This is a genomic window from Arenibacter amylolyticus, from assembly GCF_002150785.1.
Lineage (GTDB): Bacteria > Bacteroidota > Bacteroidia > Flavobacteriales > Flavobacteriaceae > Arenibacter > Arenibacter amylolyticus.
Genome location: NZ_MTAZ01000053.1, coordinates 34,924 through 53,331 on the forward strand (window position 1 = coordinate 34,924; position 18,408 = coordinate 53,331).

13 protein-coding genes are annotated in these 18,408 nt (G+C 40.5%); 10 read left to right on the top strand and 3 right to left on the bottom strand.

Going from position 1 to position 18,408, the window contains the following annotated elements; translation table 11 throughout:
• Nucleotides 1–26 precede the first annotated feature (26 nt).
• A complete protein-coding gene (locus tag BV214_RS15150; RefSeq protein ID WP_086478353.1) occupies nt 27–1,832 on the top strand; it encodes an acyl-CoA dehydrogenase family protein in 1,806 nt (601 codons plus the stop codon).
• A gap of 94 nt (nt 1,833–1,926) precedes the next feature.
• On the opposite strand, the gene BV214_RS15155 is transcribed toward BV214_RS15150, so the two are convergent.
• On the bottom strand, nt 1,927–3,972 hold the full coding sequence (locus BV214_RS15155) for a dipeptidyl-peptidase 3 family protein (RefSeq protein WP_086478354.1): 2,046 nt from the start codon (nt 3,970–3,972) through the stop codon (nt 1,927–1,929).
• 121 nt (nt 3,973–4,093) lie between these two features.
• On the bottom strand, nt 4,094–5,905 hold the full coding sequence (locus BV214_RS15160; RefSeq protein ID WP_086478368.1) for a glycoside hydrolase family 15 protein: 1,812 nt from the start codon (nt 5,903–5,905) through the stop codon (nt 4,094–4,096).
• A gap of 103 nt (nt 5,906–6,008) precedes the next feature.
• Here BV214_RS15160 and BV214_RS15165 point away from each other — a divergent pair, with 103 nt between their 5' ends.
• The 9 genes from BV214_RS15165 to BV214_RS15205 all read left to right on the top strand — a co-directional run bounded on the left by BV214_RS15165 (nt 6,009) and on the right by BV214_RS15205 (nt 17,526).
• Complete coding sequence (locus BV214_RS15165; RefSeq protein WP_086478355.1) at nt 6,009–8,222, top strand: bifunctional alpha,alpha-trehalose-phosphate synthase (UDP-forming)/trehalose-phosphatase; 2,214 nt, start codon at nt 6,009–6,011, stop codon at nt 8,220–8,222.
• A 107-nt stretch (nt 8,223–8,329) separates the two neighbouring features.
• Nucleotides 8,330–9,661, top strand: a complete 1,332-nt coding sequence (locus tag BV214_RS15170) for a M28 family metallopeptidase (protein ID WP_086478356.1) — start codon at nt 8,330–8,332, stop codon at nt 9,659–9,661.
• A gap of 371 nt (nt 9,662–10,032) precedes the next feature.
• Nucleotides 10,033–11,655: a M1 family metallopeptidase gene (locus BV214_RS15175; RefSeq protein WP_086478357.1), complete on the top strand. Its 1,623-nt coding sequence runs from the start codon at nt 10,033–10,035 to the stop codon at nt 11,653–11,655.
• Nucleotides 11,656–11,808: 153 nt separating this feature from the next.
• Nucleotides 11,809–12,543 (top strand): NYN domain-containing protein, encoded by a 735-nt coding sequence (locus tag BV214_RS15180; protein WP_086478358.1) that lies wholly within the window; start codon nt 11,809–11,811, stop codon nt 12,541–12,543.
• Between the two features lie 27 nt (nt 12,544–12,570).
• A complete protein-coding gene (locus BV214_RS15185; RefSeq protein WP_086478359.1) occupies nt 12,571–13,245 on the top strand; it encodes a DUF2490 domain-containing protein in 675 nt (224 codons plus the stop codon).
• Nucleotides 13,246–13,258: 13 nt separating this feature from the next.
• Entirely contained in the window at nt 13,259–14,473 is a 1,215-nt protein-coding gene (locus tag BV214_RS15190) for a bifunctional alpha/beta hydrolase/OsmC family protein (RefSeq protein WP_086478360.1), read from the top strand.
• 105 nt (nt 14,474–14,578) lie between these two features.
• A complete protein-coding gene (locus BV214_RS15195) occupies nt 14,579–15,166 on the top strand; it encodes a superoxide dismutase family protein (RefSeq protein WP_086478361.1) in 588 nt (195 codons plus the stop codon).
• A gap of 146 nt (nt 15,167–15,312) precedes the next feature.
• Nucleotides 15,313–16,401 carry a Gfo/Idh/MocA family protein gene (locus BV214_RS15200; RefSeq protein WP_086478362.1) on the top strand — a complete coding sequence of 363 codons (1,089 nt, stop codon included), beginning with the start codon at nt 15,313–15,315 and terminating at the stop codon, nt 16,399–16,401.
• Between the two features lie 333 nt (nt 16,402–16,734).
• Nucleotides 16,735–17,526, top strand: coding sequence for a CPBP family intramembrane glutamic endopeptidase (locus tag BV214_RS15205; protein ID WP_086478363.1), 792 nt, complete (start codon nt 16,735–16,737; stop codon nt 17,524–17,526).
• Nucleotides 17,527–17,568: 42 nt separating this feature from the next.
• Here BV214_RS15205 and BV214_RS15210 read toward each other — a convergent pair whose 3' ends face one another.
• Nucleotides 17,569–18,171 (bottom strand): DUF2179 domain-containing protein, encoded by a 603-nt coding sequence (locus tag BV214_RS15210; RefSeq protein WP_086478364.1) that lies wholly within the window; start codon nt 18,169–18,171, stop codon nt 17,569–17,571.
• Between the last annotated feature and the right edge of the window lie 237 nt (nt 18,172–18,408).

An 18,408-nucleotide genomic window follows, 5' to 3' on the forward strand; every position in this document is an offset into this window, starting at 1 on the left:
AAAAGGCAGGTAGGGAAAAATGGCCTATGGAAACTACAAATAAAGAAATCTTACGGGGAGGTCAGTTCCTTGTAAAAGAAACTAAATGTGAAGATGTTTTTACCTTGGAGGATCTCTCCGAGGAGCAAAAGATGATGCGGGAGAGCACAAAGGAATTTGTGGATAGGGAACTTTGGGCTCATTGGGAGCGTTTTGAAAAAAGGGATTACGCCTATACGGAAGAAGTAATGCGCAAGGCAGGGGAACTTGGACTCCTAAGTGTGGCCGTACCAGAAGCCTATGGTGGCATGGGCATGGGTTTTGTATCCACCATGTTGGTGTGCGATTATATTTCTGGAGCAACTGGATCTTTTAGCACCGCATTTGGCGCCCATACGGGGATAGGAACCATGCCAATTACCCTATATGGTACCGAGGAACAAAAACAAAAATACGTTCCCAAATTGGCTTCCGGGGAATGGTTTGGCGCTTACTGCCTTACGGAACCAGGTGCTGGCTCCGATGCCAATTCCGGAAAAACAAAAGCTGTGCTTACGGACGATGGGAAACACTACCTTATCTCCGGACAAAAAATGTGGATTTCCAATGCGGGATTCTGTAATTTATTCATTGTTTTTGCGCGAATTGAGGACGATAAGAATATTACCGGCTTTATAGTAGAAAACGACCCCAGAAATGGCATTAGCATGGGTGAGGAAGAAAAGAAATTAGGAATCCACTCCTCCTCTACCCGACAGGTATTTTTTAACGAAACCAAGGTTCCGGTAGAAAATATGTTATCGGAGCGCGGCAATGGCTTTAAGATAGCTATGAACGCTTTAAATATTGGAAGAATTAAATTGGCAGCGGCCTGTTTGGAAGCACAAAGACGTGTAATTGGTGAGGCTACGAAATATGCCAACGAAAGAATTCAGTTTAAAACTCCCATCGTAAATTTTGGTGCCATAAAAGCAAAACTCGCCGATATGGCCACCAATTGCTACGCAGATGAAGCTGCTAGCTATAGGGCTGCTAAGAATATTGAAGATAGGATAGCTATGCGCCTGGCAGCTGGAAACACACACCAAGAAGCAGAATTAAAGGGCGTGGAAGAATATGCTATTGAATGTTCTATCCTAAAAGTAGCGGTTTCAGAAGACGTACAAAACACCACGGACGAAGGGATCCAGATTTTTGGGGGAATGGGCTTTTCTGCCGATACACCTATGGAATCTGCCTGGAGGGATGCCCGTATTGCTAGGATATACGAGGGCACCAATGAAATAAATAGAATGTTGGTGGTAGGAATGCTGGTTAAAAAAGCCATGAAAGGCCATGTAGACTTATTGGGGCCAGCAACCCAGGTAGGCGAAGAACTTATGGGAATCCCATCTTTTGAGGCTCCCGATTTTTCGGAATTGTTTGCCGAGGAAAAGGACTTGGTGGCGCGACTCAAAAAGGTGTTTTTAATGGTTGCAGGAAGTGCTGTTCAAAAATACGGTCCAGATTTGGAAAACCATCAGCAATTAATGTTATCGGCTGCAGATATCCTAATCGAAATCTATATGGCAGAATCTACCATCTTGAGAACGGAGAAAAATGCGAAACGTTTTGGGGAAGAGGCGCAGGCCACTCAAATTGCCATGTCTAGATTGTATTTGTACAATGCGGTAGATACTATTATTAGAAAAGGTAAAGAGGCAATTGTTTCATTTGCCGAAGGCGATGAACAACGCATGATGCTTATGGGACTCAGACGATTTACCAAGTATACCAATCAGCCCAATGTAGTTGCCCTACGAAACCAAATTGCCGAAAGGGTAGCCGCGGATAATGGTTATAAATTCGACTAATTAACATTTAACAAAATGTAAAAAGCCGCTCCTTTCTGGAGCGGCTTTATTATTTATATATAGCGCTGAGTAAAAGTTAACTATGAGCGCCTACCTAATTAACAGCTTCAAGAACTTGCGCCTTTAAAAAGTGAAACTTATCTGCATATTCCAACATCTGAGATTCAAAGTTATCGGGCTGTGTTACCTTAACATCGGTAATTTCGCCAGCATCATCTACCTCCGCTACCAACACTGGATTTACAAATCCACTATAAGGAGCAGATGAAAATTGTGAATTCCTTTCCAACACTTCTGCATGGATCGCTTGGTCTACTTTTACCCCGTATCCTTCTACCAAATCTTGGGCAGCTTTAAAATCGCCTTCAGATTTCATTCGTTGCGTTTCCTGCAATAACTGACCAAACAATTCCCTTAATTTCTGATAGTCGTTAATATTGAAATAGGTCTTCCCATCTCTAGTAATCTTTTCAATTACATTATCGGCTTTTCCTTTCTCGTAAGCCCAAGCAGAAACCCACTGCCGGTTCACCATATGATCCTCCTCTATGTCGTCCCCAAGATTAATTCTGATCAACTGAGTCATTAAGCCATTTCGGATATAACCGTCATAGGCTGCTTTCCCCACTTTCTCCCAATCGTCTACCAAACCAAGCTCCTGCAATTTAGGATCCATCAAATAGTAGAGTCCAATTAGGTCTGCTCTCCCCTCTTCAATGGTAGAAGCGTAATTTTTAAGGGTCTCTTTTGGCTGACCAATTCCCGGATTAATCTGTCCCGATGCATGACCTATAACCTCGTGTAGTGCTGTATGCAGCTTATCTGCTATTTCCCCGTATTGTTTTTCCAAAGCCACTTCCTCCTCGTCATTGGCAAATTCTTTTAACCTGCCAGTACCACCAGCATGGTTATAGGCATTAATGATATTGCCTAAGGAAACCGATTTACTGCCGTGTTGCTGCCTAATCCAGTTGTTGTTGGGAAGGTTTACCCCTATTGGTGTACTAGGGGATGCATCCCCTGCTTCGCCAGCAACATTTACAGTTTTATAGGAAACACCTACTACTTCCTTCTTTTTATGCTCTTGCAACAAGGGGGCATTATCCTCAAACCACTGCGCATTTTCGGATAAAACAGACATTTGTCTAGACATTTCAAAGTCTTTGATCTGCACAATGGACTCATAGGAACCTTTATATCCTTTTGGATCGTTATACACCTCTATAAAACCATTAATCCAATCTATATTCCCAGAGGTGGTAGTAGCCCACTCTATACAGTACTGATCCCAGGTGTCCAAACTTCCGGTTTTATAATACTCAATGAGAAGTCCCAGGGTCTTTGCCTGCTTTTCGTTCTCTGCTACTTCCTGGGCTTTTTCTAACCATTTAATAATTTCGTCGATCGCCTCTCCATAGAGTCCGCCAGACTTCCAGACCTTTTCAACCAATTGTCCGTTTTCCTTAACTAATTTAGAATTCAATCCAGTCTCTACTGGTTGGCCCTTTGGTCCTTTATAGGCTTTTTTATAAAAGGCTTCTACCTCCGCATCGGTGATAGACGGATCGTAAAAATTAACCGCTGAGGAAGCAACTATATCCACTCCTTTCTTCTTGTTCACCTTTTTGTTATCCTTATCATTGAAAATTACGTCAAAGGCTTCCCCTTGCAGCTCTGTATCGGTTTCTGCCAGAAGGAATTTTAAATACTCAGAAGAGAATTCGGGTTTAATCTTATCGTTGGAATAGTGATGATGTATTCCGTTAGAAAACCACAATCGCTTAAGATAAACCTCAAAAGCCATCCAATCTGCCGTGTTTTTATCCCCTGTATAGTTGGTGTAAATAGATTCCAAGGCATTTCTGATGGCAAGATTATGTCGGTAATTCTGATCCCATATGATATCCCTACCCGATAATCCGGCCTGCGTAAGGTAATAGACCAATTTTTTTTCCTTAAGGCTTAATTCGTCAAAACCAGGAATCTGATACCTTAATATTTTAATATCGGCAAACTGATCCACCGAATAATCGAAAGCCTGTTCTGTTTCCAAAACGGGTTTGTCTACCTCTTTTTTTTCATTGCAGGATACAAATGCACCCAGCAATAAGGCGCTAACTGCCATTAATTTAATATTCATAACACCGATATTTATTTTGGTTATATTGGTGTAAAATTAACGATTCAGCATTTAAGGATAGGTGTTGCCCCCAATTTATTTAAGGTGATTTTCGGTGAAATGTAACCAAAAAGGACAGCATTTAAGTGTTTTTATGCTCCATAGACTCCATGAGATCCTCTTCACTATGCTTTTTAGAAAAGTTCATCGCACATTCTATTAAGGCTAAATGAGAATAGGCCTGCGGAAAGTTTCCTAACAATCTTTTAGTCTCAAAATCAATATCTTCACTAAACAGACCTAAATGATTACTATAGCTTAATAACTGGTCAAAATGTGCCATCGCTTTTTCTTCCTCTCCAATTTTGAACAGGCTATTTATAAACCAAAAAGTACAAATGGTGAACGAGGACGATGGGATTCCAAAATCGTCTTCGTTCTTATAACGAAATAGCAATCCATCATGACATAAATCCTTTTCTATGGCATGCACCGTACTAACATATTTAGGATCTTTGGCATCTATAAATCCGTAAGACTCCATTAATAACACTGAGGCATCCATATGGGGCGAGCCATAAGACTGTGTAAAGGCTTTTTTCTCCTCATTCCAGGCCTTCTCATAGATATCCTCCCTAATTTCCTTTTCCAGGGCGCGCCATTTTTCAAGCTTATTTTCCTTCCCAAAGAATTCGGCCACTTTAATAGCCCTATCTACAGCCGTCCAGCATAAAACCTTGGAAAAGGTAAAATGTTGGTCTTCTGCCCTAAATTCCCAAATCCCCTTGTCTGGCTCCTGCCAGTGTTTGCCAACGATCCATACAATACCTTTGGTGATGCTCCAAAGCTCCTCTCCATTTTCAATATCTGTTCTAAACTCCATCAACTGCGTATAAATAACATCCATCAAGATGCCATATATATCGTTTTGTCGCTGCTTATAGGCGGCATTCCCCACCCTTACCGGGGTAGACCCCATATAACCGCTTAAATGATCTAAGGTTTGCTCCGTGAGTTTCTTCTCCTTATTAATGCCATACATAATTTGCAGCTTCTCGTCCTTATCTGGCATTAAATCGATTATAAATTGCAGGTATCTCTTGGCAATATTCATGTGGCCCAATTTAGACACCACCTTAATCACCATGGAAGCATCTCGAATCCAGCAAAAACGGTAATCCCAATTTCTTACCTCCCCTATAGTTTCGGGCAAGGAAGTGGTAGCGGCCGCCAATACGGCGCCAGATTTATCATAGCAAAGCATTTTAAGGGTAAGGGCACTTCGCTTTATCTGTTCTCTGTATTTTTTGTAGGTAGGCGTAGTAAACGACCAATTAAGCCAATATACCTTGGTACGTTCCAATTCTAGGTATACTTTTTCTAGGTTAGGGGTCAGTATTTTTTCATTGTATCCCAAAAGAAAGTACCCATCTTCTTCCAGGCGTATCTCCCCCCCATCCATCACCACTTGCTTATCGAAAGACGTATAAAGAAAAACCGTATCGAACTTCACATCTTTGGTAAGACTTGCTATAAAGTTCTTTTTTATAAAGGACGTGGTCTCGCCTTGAGCATATTCCAATTTTGGATTATAATGCACCCTAAATACTGGATTTCCATAGACATAACGGATATACCTAATGATTTCGGGAGGCGCGTAGTATCCACCTTCCAATCGGTGGTACCGAGGCATAAAATCGAGCACCTCAAAAATATTCACTCCGTCCGAATATCGGGTCACCAAAATTGCAGTGTCTGGAATATATTCTTGATTAATAGAGTAATTGTCATCTACCAGAATCTCGAAACTCCCTCCCTTTTTCTCGTCCAAAAGCTTGGCGAAAATAGAGGGCGAATCAAACTCAGGCAAGCAACACCAATCCAATGATCCGTGCTTGGAAATCAATGCTGCGCTTCTACAATTACCTATTATACCATAATCCAAATTGTTCAATACCATAAAAAACTAGTTCTAAAGGTTCAAAAAATAGGAAATACCCATGATTTTGTCGAAATTTAGGAAAAATTAATAGCAAATTAACCTAAAAACTCATTTTATGTCTAAAACTATCATAATCTCAAACAGGTTACCCGTTCAATTAAAAATTGATGATCGGCAAATCACAGCCACCCCCAGTGTTGGAGGATTGGCTACTGGAATGAAATCTGTACATGCTGGGGGAGATAGTCTTTGGATTGGGTGGAGTGGCTTAACGGATGAGGAAATCCCAGATGGTCTGTCTCCAGCAATAGATGAAGCCCTAGCGAAGCACGGATCTTCCAAGGTAAGCTTAACTGAGGAGGAAGTAGACGGATTTTATTATGGGTTTAGTAATCGTACCATTTGGCCACTCTATCATTATTTTCTAGAATATTCCGAGTTTGAACTGGATAGCTGGAATATTTATAAGTCCGTGAACCAAAAATTTGCCGATGCCATTCTGGATAAAGCCGGGGATGATGATATTATATGGGTACATGACTACCAATTGATGCTTGTCCCCCAGATGGTTAGAGAGCAACGCCCCAACATCTCTATAGGTTTCTTTCTACATATTCCCTTTCCTTCTTATGAGATTTTTAGAACCCTACCATGGCGTAAAGAAGTACTGCAAGGCCTATTAGGAGCAGATCTAATAGGGTTTCACACCTATGATTACGAGCGACATTTTTTAAGTTCGGTTAGACGACTATTGCGTCTAGAAGTAAGCTTTAATGACATTCACTTGGACGATAGGGTTATAAAAGTGGACTCCTTTCCAATGGGCATCGATTATAAAAAGTTTAGTGAGGCTGCTAAAAAGCATCATGAAAATAAGGAAGAAGATAAGTCCGAACTGCAAAAACGTCTAGATCGGCACAAACAAAATCAGCCGGAGGCCAAGTTTATCCTTTCTATAGACCGATTAGATTATTCCAAAGGCATTGCCAAACGTCTAAAGGCTTTCGAATATTTTTTAAACAAACACCCTCAGTACAAAGAAAAGGTTAGACTCATTGTCTTGGCTGTTCCCTCTAGATCTAACGTGCCTCAATACCAATTACTGAAAAAGGAAATAGACGAGCTGGTAGGGCGAATCAATGGGGAATTTTCCACTGTGAGCTGGACCCCTATCTGGTATTTTTATCGTTCCATGCCATTTAACAATCTAATAGACCTATATACTTCCAGTGATATTGCTTGGTTAACCCCCATCCGGGATGGTATGAACTTGGTAGCCAAAGAATATATCGCCACCAGAACAGATAAGACCGGAGTGCTTATTCTGAGTGAGATGGCAGGCTCTGCCAACGAAATGAACGAATCCCTTCTTATCAACCCAAATAACTTTGAAGAAATATCAGATGCTCTCCTACAGGCGATTACCATGCCCGCGGAAGAACAGCAAGCAAGAAATAGTGTATTACAGAAAAGGTTAGAGCGATACAACGTAGAGAAATGGGCGAACGACTTTATGAATTCCCTGATGGAGCAAAAGAAAAATGAATCTCAACATAAATCGCGAAGGCTATCTACTAATAGAACCAATAGAATAGTAGAGAAATACCGCGCTGCTAACAGGAAACTATTGTTTTTGGATTATGACGGAACCCTGGCCGGATTTCAGAACGACCCACAAAAAGCAAGTCCGGACAAGGAGTTGTATGTTCTACTGGATAAGCTTGCAGCCATGAAAAATACCGATATGTATTTAATAAGCGGGAGAGACAAAGAAACTTTCTCCAAATGGTTTTTACCCAACAAGTACAATATGATAGTAGAGCACGGCGTATGGATTTCGCAAAATGGAGAGGATTTTAGAATGCTGGAAAATGTTAAAAAAGACTGGATGGATAAGATTCTTCCCGTATTGGAGTCTTTTGTAGATAGGACCCCAGGTAGTTTTATAGAACAAAAGAACTACTCTTTGGCATGGCATTACCGGAATACAGACCCCGATTTTGGCCTGAAACGTGCCACAGAACTAAACACCGTACTTACCAGCCTTATTGCCAATGATGACCTAAGTGTTCTAAACGGTAACAAGGTCATGGAAATAAAGAGCAGCAATGTAAACAAAGGACGTGCCGCCATGCGGGTATTCTCCGAAAAGGAGTACGATTTTGTTTTTGCTATAGGGGATGACTGGACCGATGAGTTTATGTTCCAAGAACTCCCAGATTGGGCTACTACAGTAAAGGTGGGGCGCCACAAGACCCAAGCCAATTTTTATGTGGACGGAATTTCCAAAGTAAGAGAATTAATTGAAAGGTTTACGGAAGAAAACTGATTGGGAAATCGCTAGATGCACCTAAAAGGAAAAGAAGGTATCCTAGTGGACTCCCTATAATTTTCATTCTCAACCAAAATTAAATAACCAAATCTCAAAATTGAACCATGAAATTACTGTTTACCCCCGTTTTATTATTGATGATCACTTTTGCTAAAGCGCAGACGGATCAACGCTTGTACGATATCATTGATGCGGTCTCTGCTGAGCGGTTAGAAAACGATATAAGTACCCTCGCCAATTTTGGTACCAGGCATACCCTTAGCGACACCGTTTCGGATACTCGTGGAATTGGTGCTGCCAGAAGGTGGATCAAAAAAGAGTTTGAAAGCATCTCCAGCAACTGTAATGGGTGTCTTGAAGTATCATTTCAAAAGAACCTTATTAAGAAAGGTGAAAATCAGCGTATTGTTCACGACACCTGGGTGGTGAATGTGGTAGCCATCCAAAGAGGCACTACTTTCCCCAACCGGTATATTATTATAAGCGGGGATATAGATTCTCGTGTTAGTGACCCCAATAACTTCTCTTCAGACTCCCCAGGTGCCAATGACAATGCCAGTGGAATGGCAGGTGCGCTAGAGGCTGCCAGGGTCCTTACAAACTATCAATTTCACAGTAGTATTATTTACTTAGGTCTTTCTGGAGAAGAACAAGGCTTATTAGGCGGACAAGGCTTTGCAAAACATGCCAAAGAGCAGGGGTGGAATATCATTGGTGTCTTTAACAACGACATGATAGGAAATATTAAGGGTGTAGATGGCATCATCAGTAATACAGATTTTAGGATATTTTCTGAACCTGTCCCACCCACAGAAACAGAAGAGGAACGCAGGCGACGTAGGTTTTATGGAGGCGAGGTAGATGGGATAAGTAGGCAATTGGCACGCTATGTACATAAAAATGTGCAAACCTACATGCCAGAAATGAATCCGATGATGATTTACAGACTGGATCGTTTTGGACGCGGCGGACACCATAGGCCTTTTAACGATGAAGGCTACGCCGGTATACGGATTATGGAGGCCCATGAAAATTACACCCAACAACATCAGGATATTAGAGTAGAGAATGGTATTGCCTATGGAGATGTCCTAGAACACGTCAATTTTAATTATGCCAGAAAATTAACAGCTGTAAACGCCATTAATCTTGCGTCTCTGGCTTGGGCCCCTCCCGCCCCTCAAGAAGTGGGAATAGGCGGGATAGTGGCCCCCTCGGCCATATTACAATGGAGTCCGGTGAAAAATGCTAAGGGTTATAAAATTTACTGGAGAGATACCACCTCCCCAACCTGGGACCATAGCCGATATGTAGGCGATGTTACTAATTATACACTGGAAGGAGTAGTTATTGATAATTATTATTTTGGAGTGTCGGCCGTTGGAGAAAACGACCTAGAAAGTGTGGTGGTTTTTCCGAACAAGATTATTAGATAACAAATTGGACATTAAATACCGTTTGTAATATAGGTTAGTAATAACTAGGATAAAGTCTTGTTATGTTTAAGCTTTGCCAAGCGCGGTCTAAAGACTATGTGAATAGATTTTACATTGGGCAATAGTTCAATTACCTAGTACATCGGCCTCCAAAATACCTGAGGTATTCCTTCCACCTACTACAAATCTAACCACCAAATGGGTTAATCCTAGGGATTCACCAATAGCTCCCTGTGGAAGACTTTAGCCAAAACAGCTTGTAGATATTGTTTTTGTATAAAAATAAAACAATAAATTTGTGGGAAAGGACTTTACTTTGTCCATTATGAGTTAATAATACAACTGCTAACAGTACAATCATCTAATACAATATGCACAAACTTTTCACCCTATTACTTTTAAGTGTTTTTTTAAATGTCTTTGGACAAGACCCAGTATTTACCGAACAAGATACCCTACGCGGCAGTATTACCCCGCAAAGGGCGTGGTGGGATGTAGACTTTTACCACTTAAAATTAGAAGTGAAACCAGATGAGAAATTTATTTCGGGAAGCAATCTAGTACGTTATACGGTATTAAACGAATCCCAAGAGCTACAAATAGACTTACAAGCCCCATTAAAAATAGAAAAGGTAGAACAAGATGGGAAACGCTTACATGTTCGTTCCAATGGGAATGCACATTTTATCCAATTAAAAAAACGGCAACATAAGGGGGCGGTGAATGAACTAACCGTTTATTATTCTGGACACCCTAAGGAAGCGGAGAATGCCCCTTGGGATGGTGGATTCTCTTGGAAAAAAGACGCCAATGGGAAGCATTTTATAGGGTCTTCCTGTCAAGGGCTGGGTGCTAGCGTATGGTGGCCTAATAAGGACCATATGTATGATGAGGTAGACAGCATGGCCATCAGCGTTACTGTTCCCAAAGGATTGATGAATATTTCTAACGGGCAATTGAAGCAAGTAGAAGAACACGAGAAAACCACCACTTACCATTGGTATGTGAAGAATCCGATTAACAATTATGGTGTAAATGTTAATATTGGCGACTATGTGCATTTTGGTGAGACCTACGAGGGGGAGAATGGCACTTTAAACCTGGATTATTATGTATTGGCGGGGAACTTGGAAAAAGCTAAAAAGCAATTTATACAGGCGCCAATGACGCTTAGGGCCTTTGAACATTGGTTTGGCCCCTACCCTTTTTATGAAGATGGGTACAAACTGGTACAGGCTCCGTATTTAGGTATGGAACACCAGAGTTCGGTCACCTATGGAAACGAATTTAAGAATGGCTATTTAGGTCGTGACCTGTCTGGTACAGGATGGGGCCTAAAGTTCGATTTTATCTTGGTCCACGAGTCGGGACACGAATGGTTTGCCAACAATATTACCTATAAGGATATCGCAGATATGTGGATCCATGAAAGTTTTACCGCTTATTCTGAGAGTTTGTATCTAGACTACCATTTTGGCAAAAAAGCAGGGGCAGAATATGTGGTAGGAACAAGAAGCGGTATTGCCAATGATATTCCCATCATAGGCCCTTACAATGTAAACAAAAGCGGTTCTGGGGATATGTACTATAAAGGCGCTAATATGCTACATACACTGCGACAATTGTTGGAGGATGATGAAAAATGGAGGACCATTTTAAGAGGATTAAACAGGGATTTTTATCATCAGACCGTGACCACGGCGCAAATTGAAAATTATCTTAGCACCCATACTGGTATAGACCTAGGTAAATTTTTTGACCAGTACCTGCGAACCACAAAAATCCCACAGCTGCAGTACAAGGTAACAGCTAAGGACATTCAATTTAGGTATACGGATATAGTGGATGGTTTTGATATGCCAATAAAAATTACTGTGGATGCCCAAGAAACCTGGATCTTTCCCACCGCTGAATGGAAAACAAAATCCTTTGACAAGGAAGTAATGACTGTAGCGGTTGATCCAAACTTTTTTGTTAAGTCAACAAAAATGTAAGGAATCACTGATTAAGTCCACTTAGACAAAACAATTTCGCTATTTATTGTTTAAAATTAATGAAAGCGTTGAATTAGACAGGAAGGTAAAAATCACCTGTAAACAAGAAATCATTTATTAACTTTAACAAGTATCTTAAAAATCACCCAAAATATGGATGTAAATCTGGCTGTATTAATCGATGGCGACAATATTCCGTCTGCGTATGTAAAGGAAATGATGGAGGAAATTGCCAAATACGGCAATCCTACTATAAAACGAATTTATGGGGATTGGACCAATCCCAAACTATCAAAATGGAAAAAGCTATTGTTGGAAAATGCCATTACCCCTATTCAGCAATATGCCTATACTACAGGGAAGAACGCTACGGACTCTGCAATGATCATCGATGCAATGGACATCCTTTACAGCAATAAAGTAAGTGGTTTTTGCATTGTTTCTAGCGACAGTGACTTTACGCGATTGGCAACTAGATTAAGGGAGGCTGGGATGAATGTAATTGGAATTGGGGAGAGAAAAACCCCTAATCCATTCATTGTGGCCTGTGACCGTTTCATTTATATTGAGATTCTGAAGAATCAGGCAGAAGAGAGCAGTTCTGAATCTGAAGATCGCAGAAAAAGCAAGAAATCTGACGTAGATAAGATCACCGCCAAAGAAATCAAATTAATTGCCGCTACCATTTCTGATGTGGCTGATGACGATGGTTGGGCATTTTTAGGGGACGTGGGCAGCCTTTTACAAAAAAAGCAACCCAATTTCGACTCTAGGAATTACGGATTTCAAAAACTGACCCCTCTAATTAAATCTATCAAGCAATTTGAGGTAGACCAACGGGAAAATGTAAAGGGGCGATTTAAACTAATTTATGTTCGGAATAAATAGGCGATGCTAAACACTATGAATTTAAGTATGAGGAAGATTATAGGCCTATGCCTATTGCTCCAAGCTTTAAACCTTAGTGCTCAAGAAGGCGGCGAACAAAAGTTGGGCTCCTGGTATAAATATGTGGGCAACAGCCTGCTGTCAGAGAAAGTTAGCCTACTTACCGAAGTACAGCTACGCTATTACGAGCAGGGGAAAAACTTTAACCAAAGCGTACTGCGGTCCGGAATAGATTACAAATTTTCCGACAATGCCCATGTTTTTGTGGGATACACACATCGGGTTATAGACGATAGTTTTGAGGAGATTCCAGGAGAATCTAATATTAGGGAACATCGAATATCGGAGCAGTTTATACTGAAAAATAAGATCTGGGAAGTGCTTCTTCAGCACAGGTACGGACTTGAACAACGGTTTTTTGATTTTGGGGATCGCACAGAGGTGCAACACCGAGGTAGGTATCAATTGCAACTAACCCTTCCCCTTACCGATGTATTTTTTGTGAACTTATCCGAAGAGGTACTACTGAATTTACAAGGGAATATTTTTGATCAGAACCGACTCTACGCAGGTCTTGGGATACATATAACCCACAACCTGAGTCTGGAAACTGGTTTTTTAAAGACCCATTTCTCCAATTATAACCATGAGAGGTTAGTGATAGGAGTTACCTTTAGTCCCAATCTAATAGGAGTATTTTAAAAAAAGTAACGCTATGAATCTTCAGAAAATTTCTTTTACCAACATCCATGGGGAAACACTGGTAGGCCGTCTCGCTATGCCGGCCGATCAACACCCCCATAATTTTGTTCTTTTTGCCCACTGTTTCACCTGTAATAAAAACTTTTCCGCTATCCGAAATATTAGTCGCGCCCTAACCTCCAAAGGTTTTGGAGTGCTGCGGTTCGATTTTACTGGTTTAGGCGAAAGTGAGGGCGAGTTTGGCGATACCAATTTCTCCGGTAATGTAGCCGATCTGTTGGAAGCCACCAATTACTTAAAAGAACATCACGCTTCCCCATCAGTGATTATTGGCCATTCCTTGGGGGGAGCTGCTGCAATTTTAGCATCCCAGGAAATAAGTTCTATTAAGGCTATTGCCACTATAGGATCTCCTTCAGATCCCAAACATGTTACCCATATCTTTAAAGACCAATTGGAAACTATAAAAGACACTGGTGATGCTGAGGTAAATATTGGAGGGCGTAGTTTTACCATAAAAAATCAGTTTTTAAAAGATATTCAATCCCACACCTTAAAAGAGCGTATAAAAAGCAACAGAACAGCACTCCTAGTATTGCATTCCCCACAAGATTCAGTCGTGGGAATTAAAAATGCGGAGGAAATATACCTAGCAGCTCATCACCCTAAGAGTTTTGTAAGCTTAGACGGAGCCGATCATCTATTGAGCAATGAGGAAGACGGTCATTATACCGGGAATTTAATTGCAGCCTGGGCCCAACGCTATTTGGAAATTCCCCAAACCAAACCTGTAGATACCAAACATGAGGTGGTAGCAAGTCTAAATAAGGAAGACGGATTTACAACCGCAATGAAAATTGGCAACCATTATTTTACTGCCGATGAACCTGTTTCCTTTGGGGGGAACAATTTTGGGCCCTCACCGTACGAATATGTTTCGGCTGGACTATCTGCTTGTACGGCAATGACCATTCAGATGTATGCTAAAAGGAAAAAATGGCCCTTAGAAAATGTGGAAGTACATACCTCTTATAAAAAGGTTCATATGGAAGATTGTGAAAACTGTGAGTCCAAAGACGCCAAAATAGATACTTTTGAAAGGGAAATACGATTAGCGGGTACCTTGGCAGCGCCCCAGATTGCAAAAATCTTGGAGATTGCCGATAAATGTCCCGTTCATCGAACCCTGGAAAATAAGGTCCATATAAACACCAAACTTCTTTCGTAAGGGAAGTCGCGCTTAAAACGTAATAAAATCATTTTTTAATTTTAGGTTGATGCCCCCTAAAATTATTCTTAACTTTATGTTTTTAAATTTTAAAACTAAAAACCTATGAAGAAAATACAAATCTTATCCTTGAGTTTATTATTGTTTGCGAGCTATAGTTGCAAGGAAACAAAAAAAGAAGGCAAGGAAGCGATGGATGAAATTGAATCCAAAATGGAAAAAGTAACAGAGAATGAGGAAGTGAAGGTCCTTAAATTCTCTATGGAGCCAAAAAGCGGAAGCGATGTTAAAGGCGAAGTAACTTTTACCGAAGAAAATGGAACCGTTAGAATGGAGGCTACTATCACAGGATTAACTCCAGGAGAGCATGCCATCCATATTCACGAGAAAGCAGACTGCTCTGCCGAGGACGGTACGTCTACTGGCGGACACTGGAACCCTACCCATGCAAAACACGGAAAATGGGGAGATCCCGAAGGCTACCACCGTGGGGATATTGGAAATATCACTGCGGATGCCGATGGAACGGCTACCTTGGATTTTTCTACGGATGAATGGTGTTTAGGCTGTGAGGATGAAACCAAAAACCTAATCGGAAAAGCAGTAATTGTACACGAAGGTGTAGATGATTTTGAGACTCAACCTACCGGCGCTGCAGGAGGAAGAGTAAGTTGCGCAGGAATAATAAAGTAATTTCCTTTAAGTGATTATTGGAAGGCTGTCCCATCGGGCAGCCTTTTTTTATGGTTAATTATTAATGACCCCTTAGCCTAGACAAAGATTTCCTGAATTGATTTATTGGAAATCTTATCGTAAATTCCTAGAGAAAACAGGGAACCATGGAAAATAAAAGACGCATTTTTATCCAGAATACGGGAATAATTACCGCTACAGCTGCATTCTCCCCAAACATATTATTATCGGCCACTAGAAAATCTAACAAAAAGCTAGGCATTGCCCTGGTAGGTTTGGGTTATTATAGCAGGGATCTCCTGGCCCCTGCCCTTCTACTTACCAAGCACTGTGAGTTAAGGGGTATTGTGACGGGAAGCCCAGAAAAAATTCCAATATGGAAAGCCAAATACGGCATCAAAGATCAAAATATTTATAACTACACTAATTTTGATAGCATTGCCAACAATCCGGATATAGATGTGGTATATGTGGTACTTCCCCCTTCCATGCATGCAGAATACACTATTAGGGCTGCCAATGCAGGGAAGCATGTGTGGTGCGAAAAACCAATGGCACCCACGGTGTCAGCCTGCGAGGCCATGATTAAAGCCTGTAAGGATAATAAGGTGAAATTGGCTATCGGCTACCGTTGCCAGCACGATCCAAATATTCAGGCATATATGAAGGTAGGTAAAGAGCGTCCCTTTGGAAAAATTAAAATGATTAACGCAGCTGCGGGTTATTTTGATGGGAGAGCGGATCATTGGAAACAAAGCAAGGAAATGGGTGGTGGTGCCATGGGTGATATGGGGGTATATGCCTTACAAGCGGCTAGATTAGCCACTGGAGAGGAGCCAATATCCGTGGTAGCACAAGCTTCCACTACCCGACCTGAAATTTATAAGGAAGTGGAAGAAACCATGATGTTTCAACTTACATTTCCAAGTGGGGCCTTGGCAGCATGCCAAACCAGCTTTGGAATCAATATGAACCATTTACATGTGGTCTACGAAAAAGGATGGTTAAAAATGGAACCTCATTCCAGTTATCGTGGCAACAACGGAAGTATGTCTAACGGCACCCTCATAAACTATCCCATACCAAACCAACAGGCAAAGCAAATGGATAATGATGCACTTGCTATTTTAAACAACACAGATATGTTGGTGCCAGGGGAAGAGGGGTTGCGTGATATTAATGTAGTGGAAGCTGTTTACAAATCGGCTCAACAACAATGTGCCATAAAGATTTAGTAATTAAGATTTTAGGGCGTATTACTCCAAAATTTCAGGTCTTGAATAGCCATGTTCTTCATCAGGGTAGTTCAGCTATACAACCAGATTTTAGATTACCCTATATTTTCTTAACTAGTTGATTTAAAGTAGATTCTTTAATCCTATAACAACTTGCGAGGTATAGACTTCCAATAATAGTTAATAAATTTATGTAACCAGATTCCCAAGATGACATCCAAGATACGGCACTTTAATGCGCTATCTATCTCAGCTTTATAAAAATATTTAGATTTTAGATGCGAAGTCGTTTAGTTTTTTTTGAATTGCCAGCTTAACATTAATTCAAAAATTATGAGCAGGACCTTACAGGTAACTACAATTACATTTTTATTTTTCGGGATCTATTATTTACTCGATAGTTTATGGTTTCACGATTTAAGAGCATGGTTAAACAATGAGATTCACCAGATTGGAATAAGTCATTTTCTTGCATATAGCCTCATGGGACTTCCAATATTTATAGGCACACAACTAATTCAACCCCGATGGAGCATAATCCAAAATCTAGGCCTTAATAAATCCTTTTGGAAAGGGATGGTCTTTGCTATCATAGTGACCCTTCCCATGTTTATTGGCTTTGCTTTTGCATTTGAGTTTAATCATGATATATCCATCAATACCATACTAATTTCACTGATATCTGCAGCATTATTTGAAGAGTTATATTTTAGGGGATTTTTGTTTGGGCAGTTATTTAGACACAGTAAATTAGGTTTTATACCTGCCGTATTTTTAGGAGCACTGTTGTTTGGGCTTATCCATTTGTACCAGAGTAATGAGCTTGGGGAACTCATAGGAATATTTTTAGTAACATTTTTTGGAGCTATCCTTTTTGCATGGGTATATGTAGAATGGGGGGTTAATATATGGGTCCCCATCTTTTTACACCTCTTCATGAATTTTTCTTGGGAGTTGTTTTCGGTTAGCGATAATGCCTTTGGCGACACCTATTCTAACATATTTCGCCTAGTCACAATAGCCCTCACCATACTTCTAACAATTCTTTACAAGAAAAGGAAGAATGAAAAATTAGCGGTTAATACATCCAGTATTTGGTGGAAACCCGAGGACAACCTCCTTTAATTACTCTCTAATTTGAAAGGTGGTTCACTCTGTGGTCCTCGCTTACTTTCGTTTCAGTTGCATCCACCTAAAGCCTATTCCCTTAGGAACCTCCTCTGAAATATCCGCTTCTTTTACCATTTTCACCCCTTCAATAGTATAGAATGCATTGGGATGGAATTTATTGACAGCCTCTAATAAATTATCGAGTAGATCTCTTTTTACAACTAGGAATACCACGTTTACTTTCCCAGTTTTCCCTTTGGCATCTATCATGGAGTACCTCAATTTGTTCTGGTTAAGGTATTCCAATAGCTCATCTACAGGCTGCTTGGTAATTAACCTAAGAACTACCCTCCCTAAGGCTAGTCGTTCTTCTAAATACATCCCCACATAGGTGCCTGTCGCAAATCCGCTAGCATAGGCTAAATAGGAGAAAACGTTATCTATATTGCTTATAATTTGCCCAATGGCCAACAGCCATATCAAGGCTTCAAAAAAGCCAAGAAAGGGAGCTATATTTCTTTTTCCACTCATAACAAATATGATTCGGATAGTAGAAATGGAAACATCCCCTATTCTTGCCACAAATATTAAAATAGGAATGATTACATAGTTGAGCACCCCCTCACTTACACCAAAAGTATTGTAAAAAAATTCTTCCATAATTTTAAAAAGTCATTCTAAAACGGGCTCTTATCGCCCTAACAATCTCGTTATCAACGGCCCAATTTGCAAAGATATTGATTCGGTTTACACGACATAATAAAAAACAATAAACTTCTTATATGTCGTTATTGTTATTTACTAGACCTCTATAAACCTCTGTTTTCTAAAAGGGTCACCTATCCAATTTAGTAAAATCGAGTAGGAAGGTAGCCATTATTTGGCTACCTGTCCTCT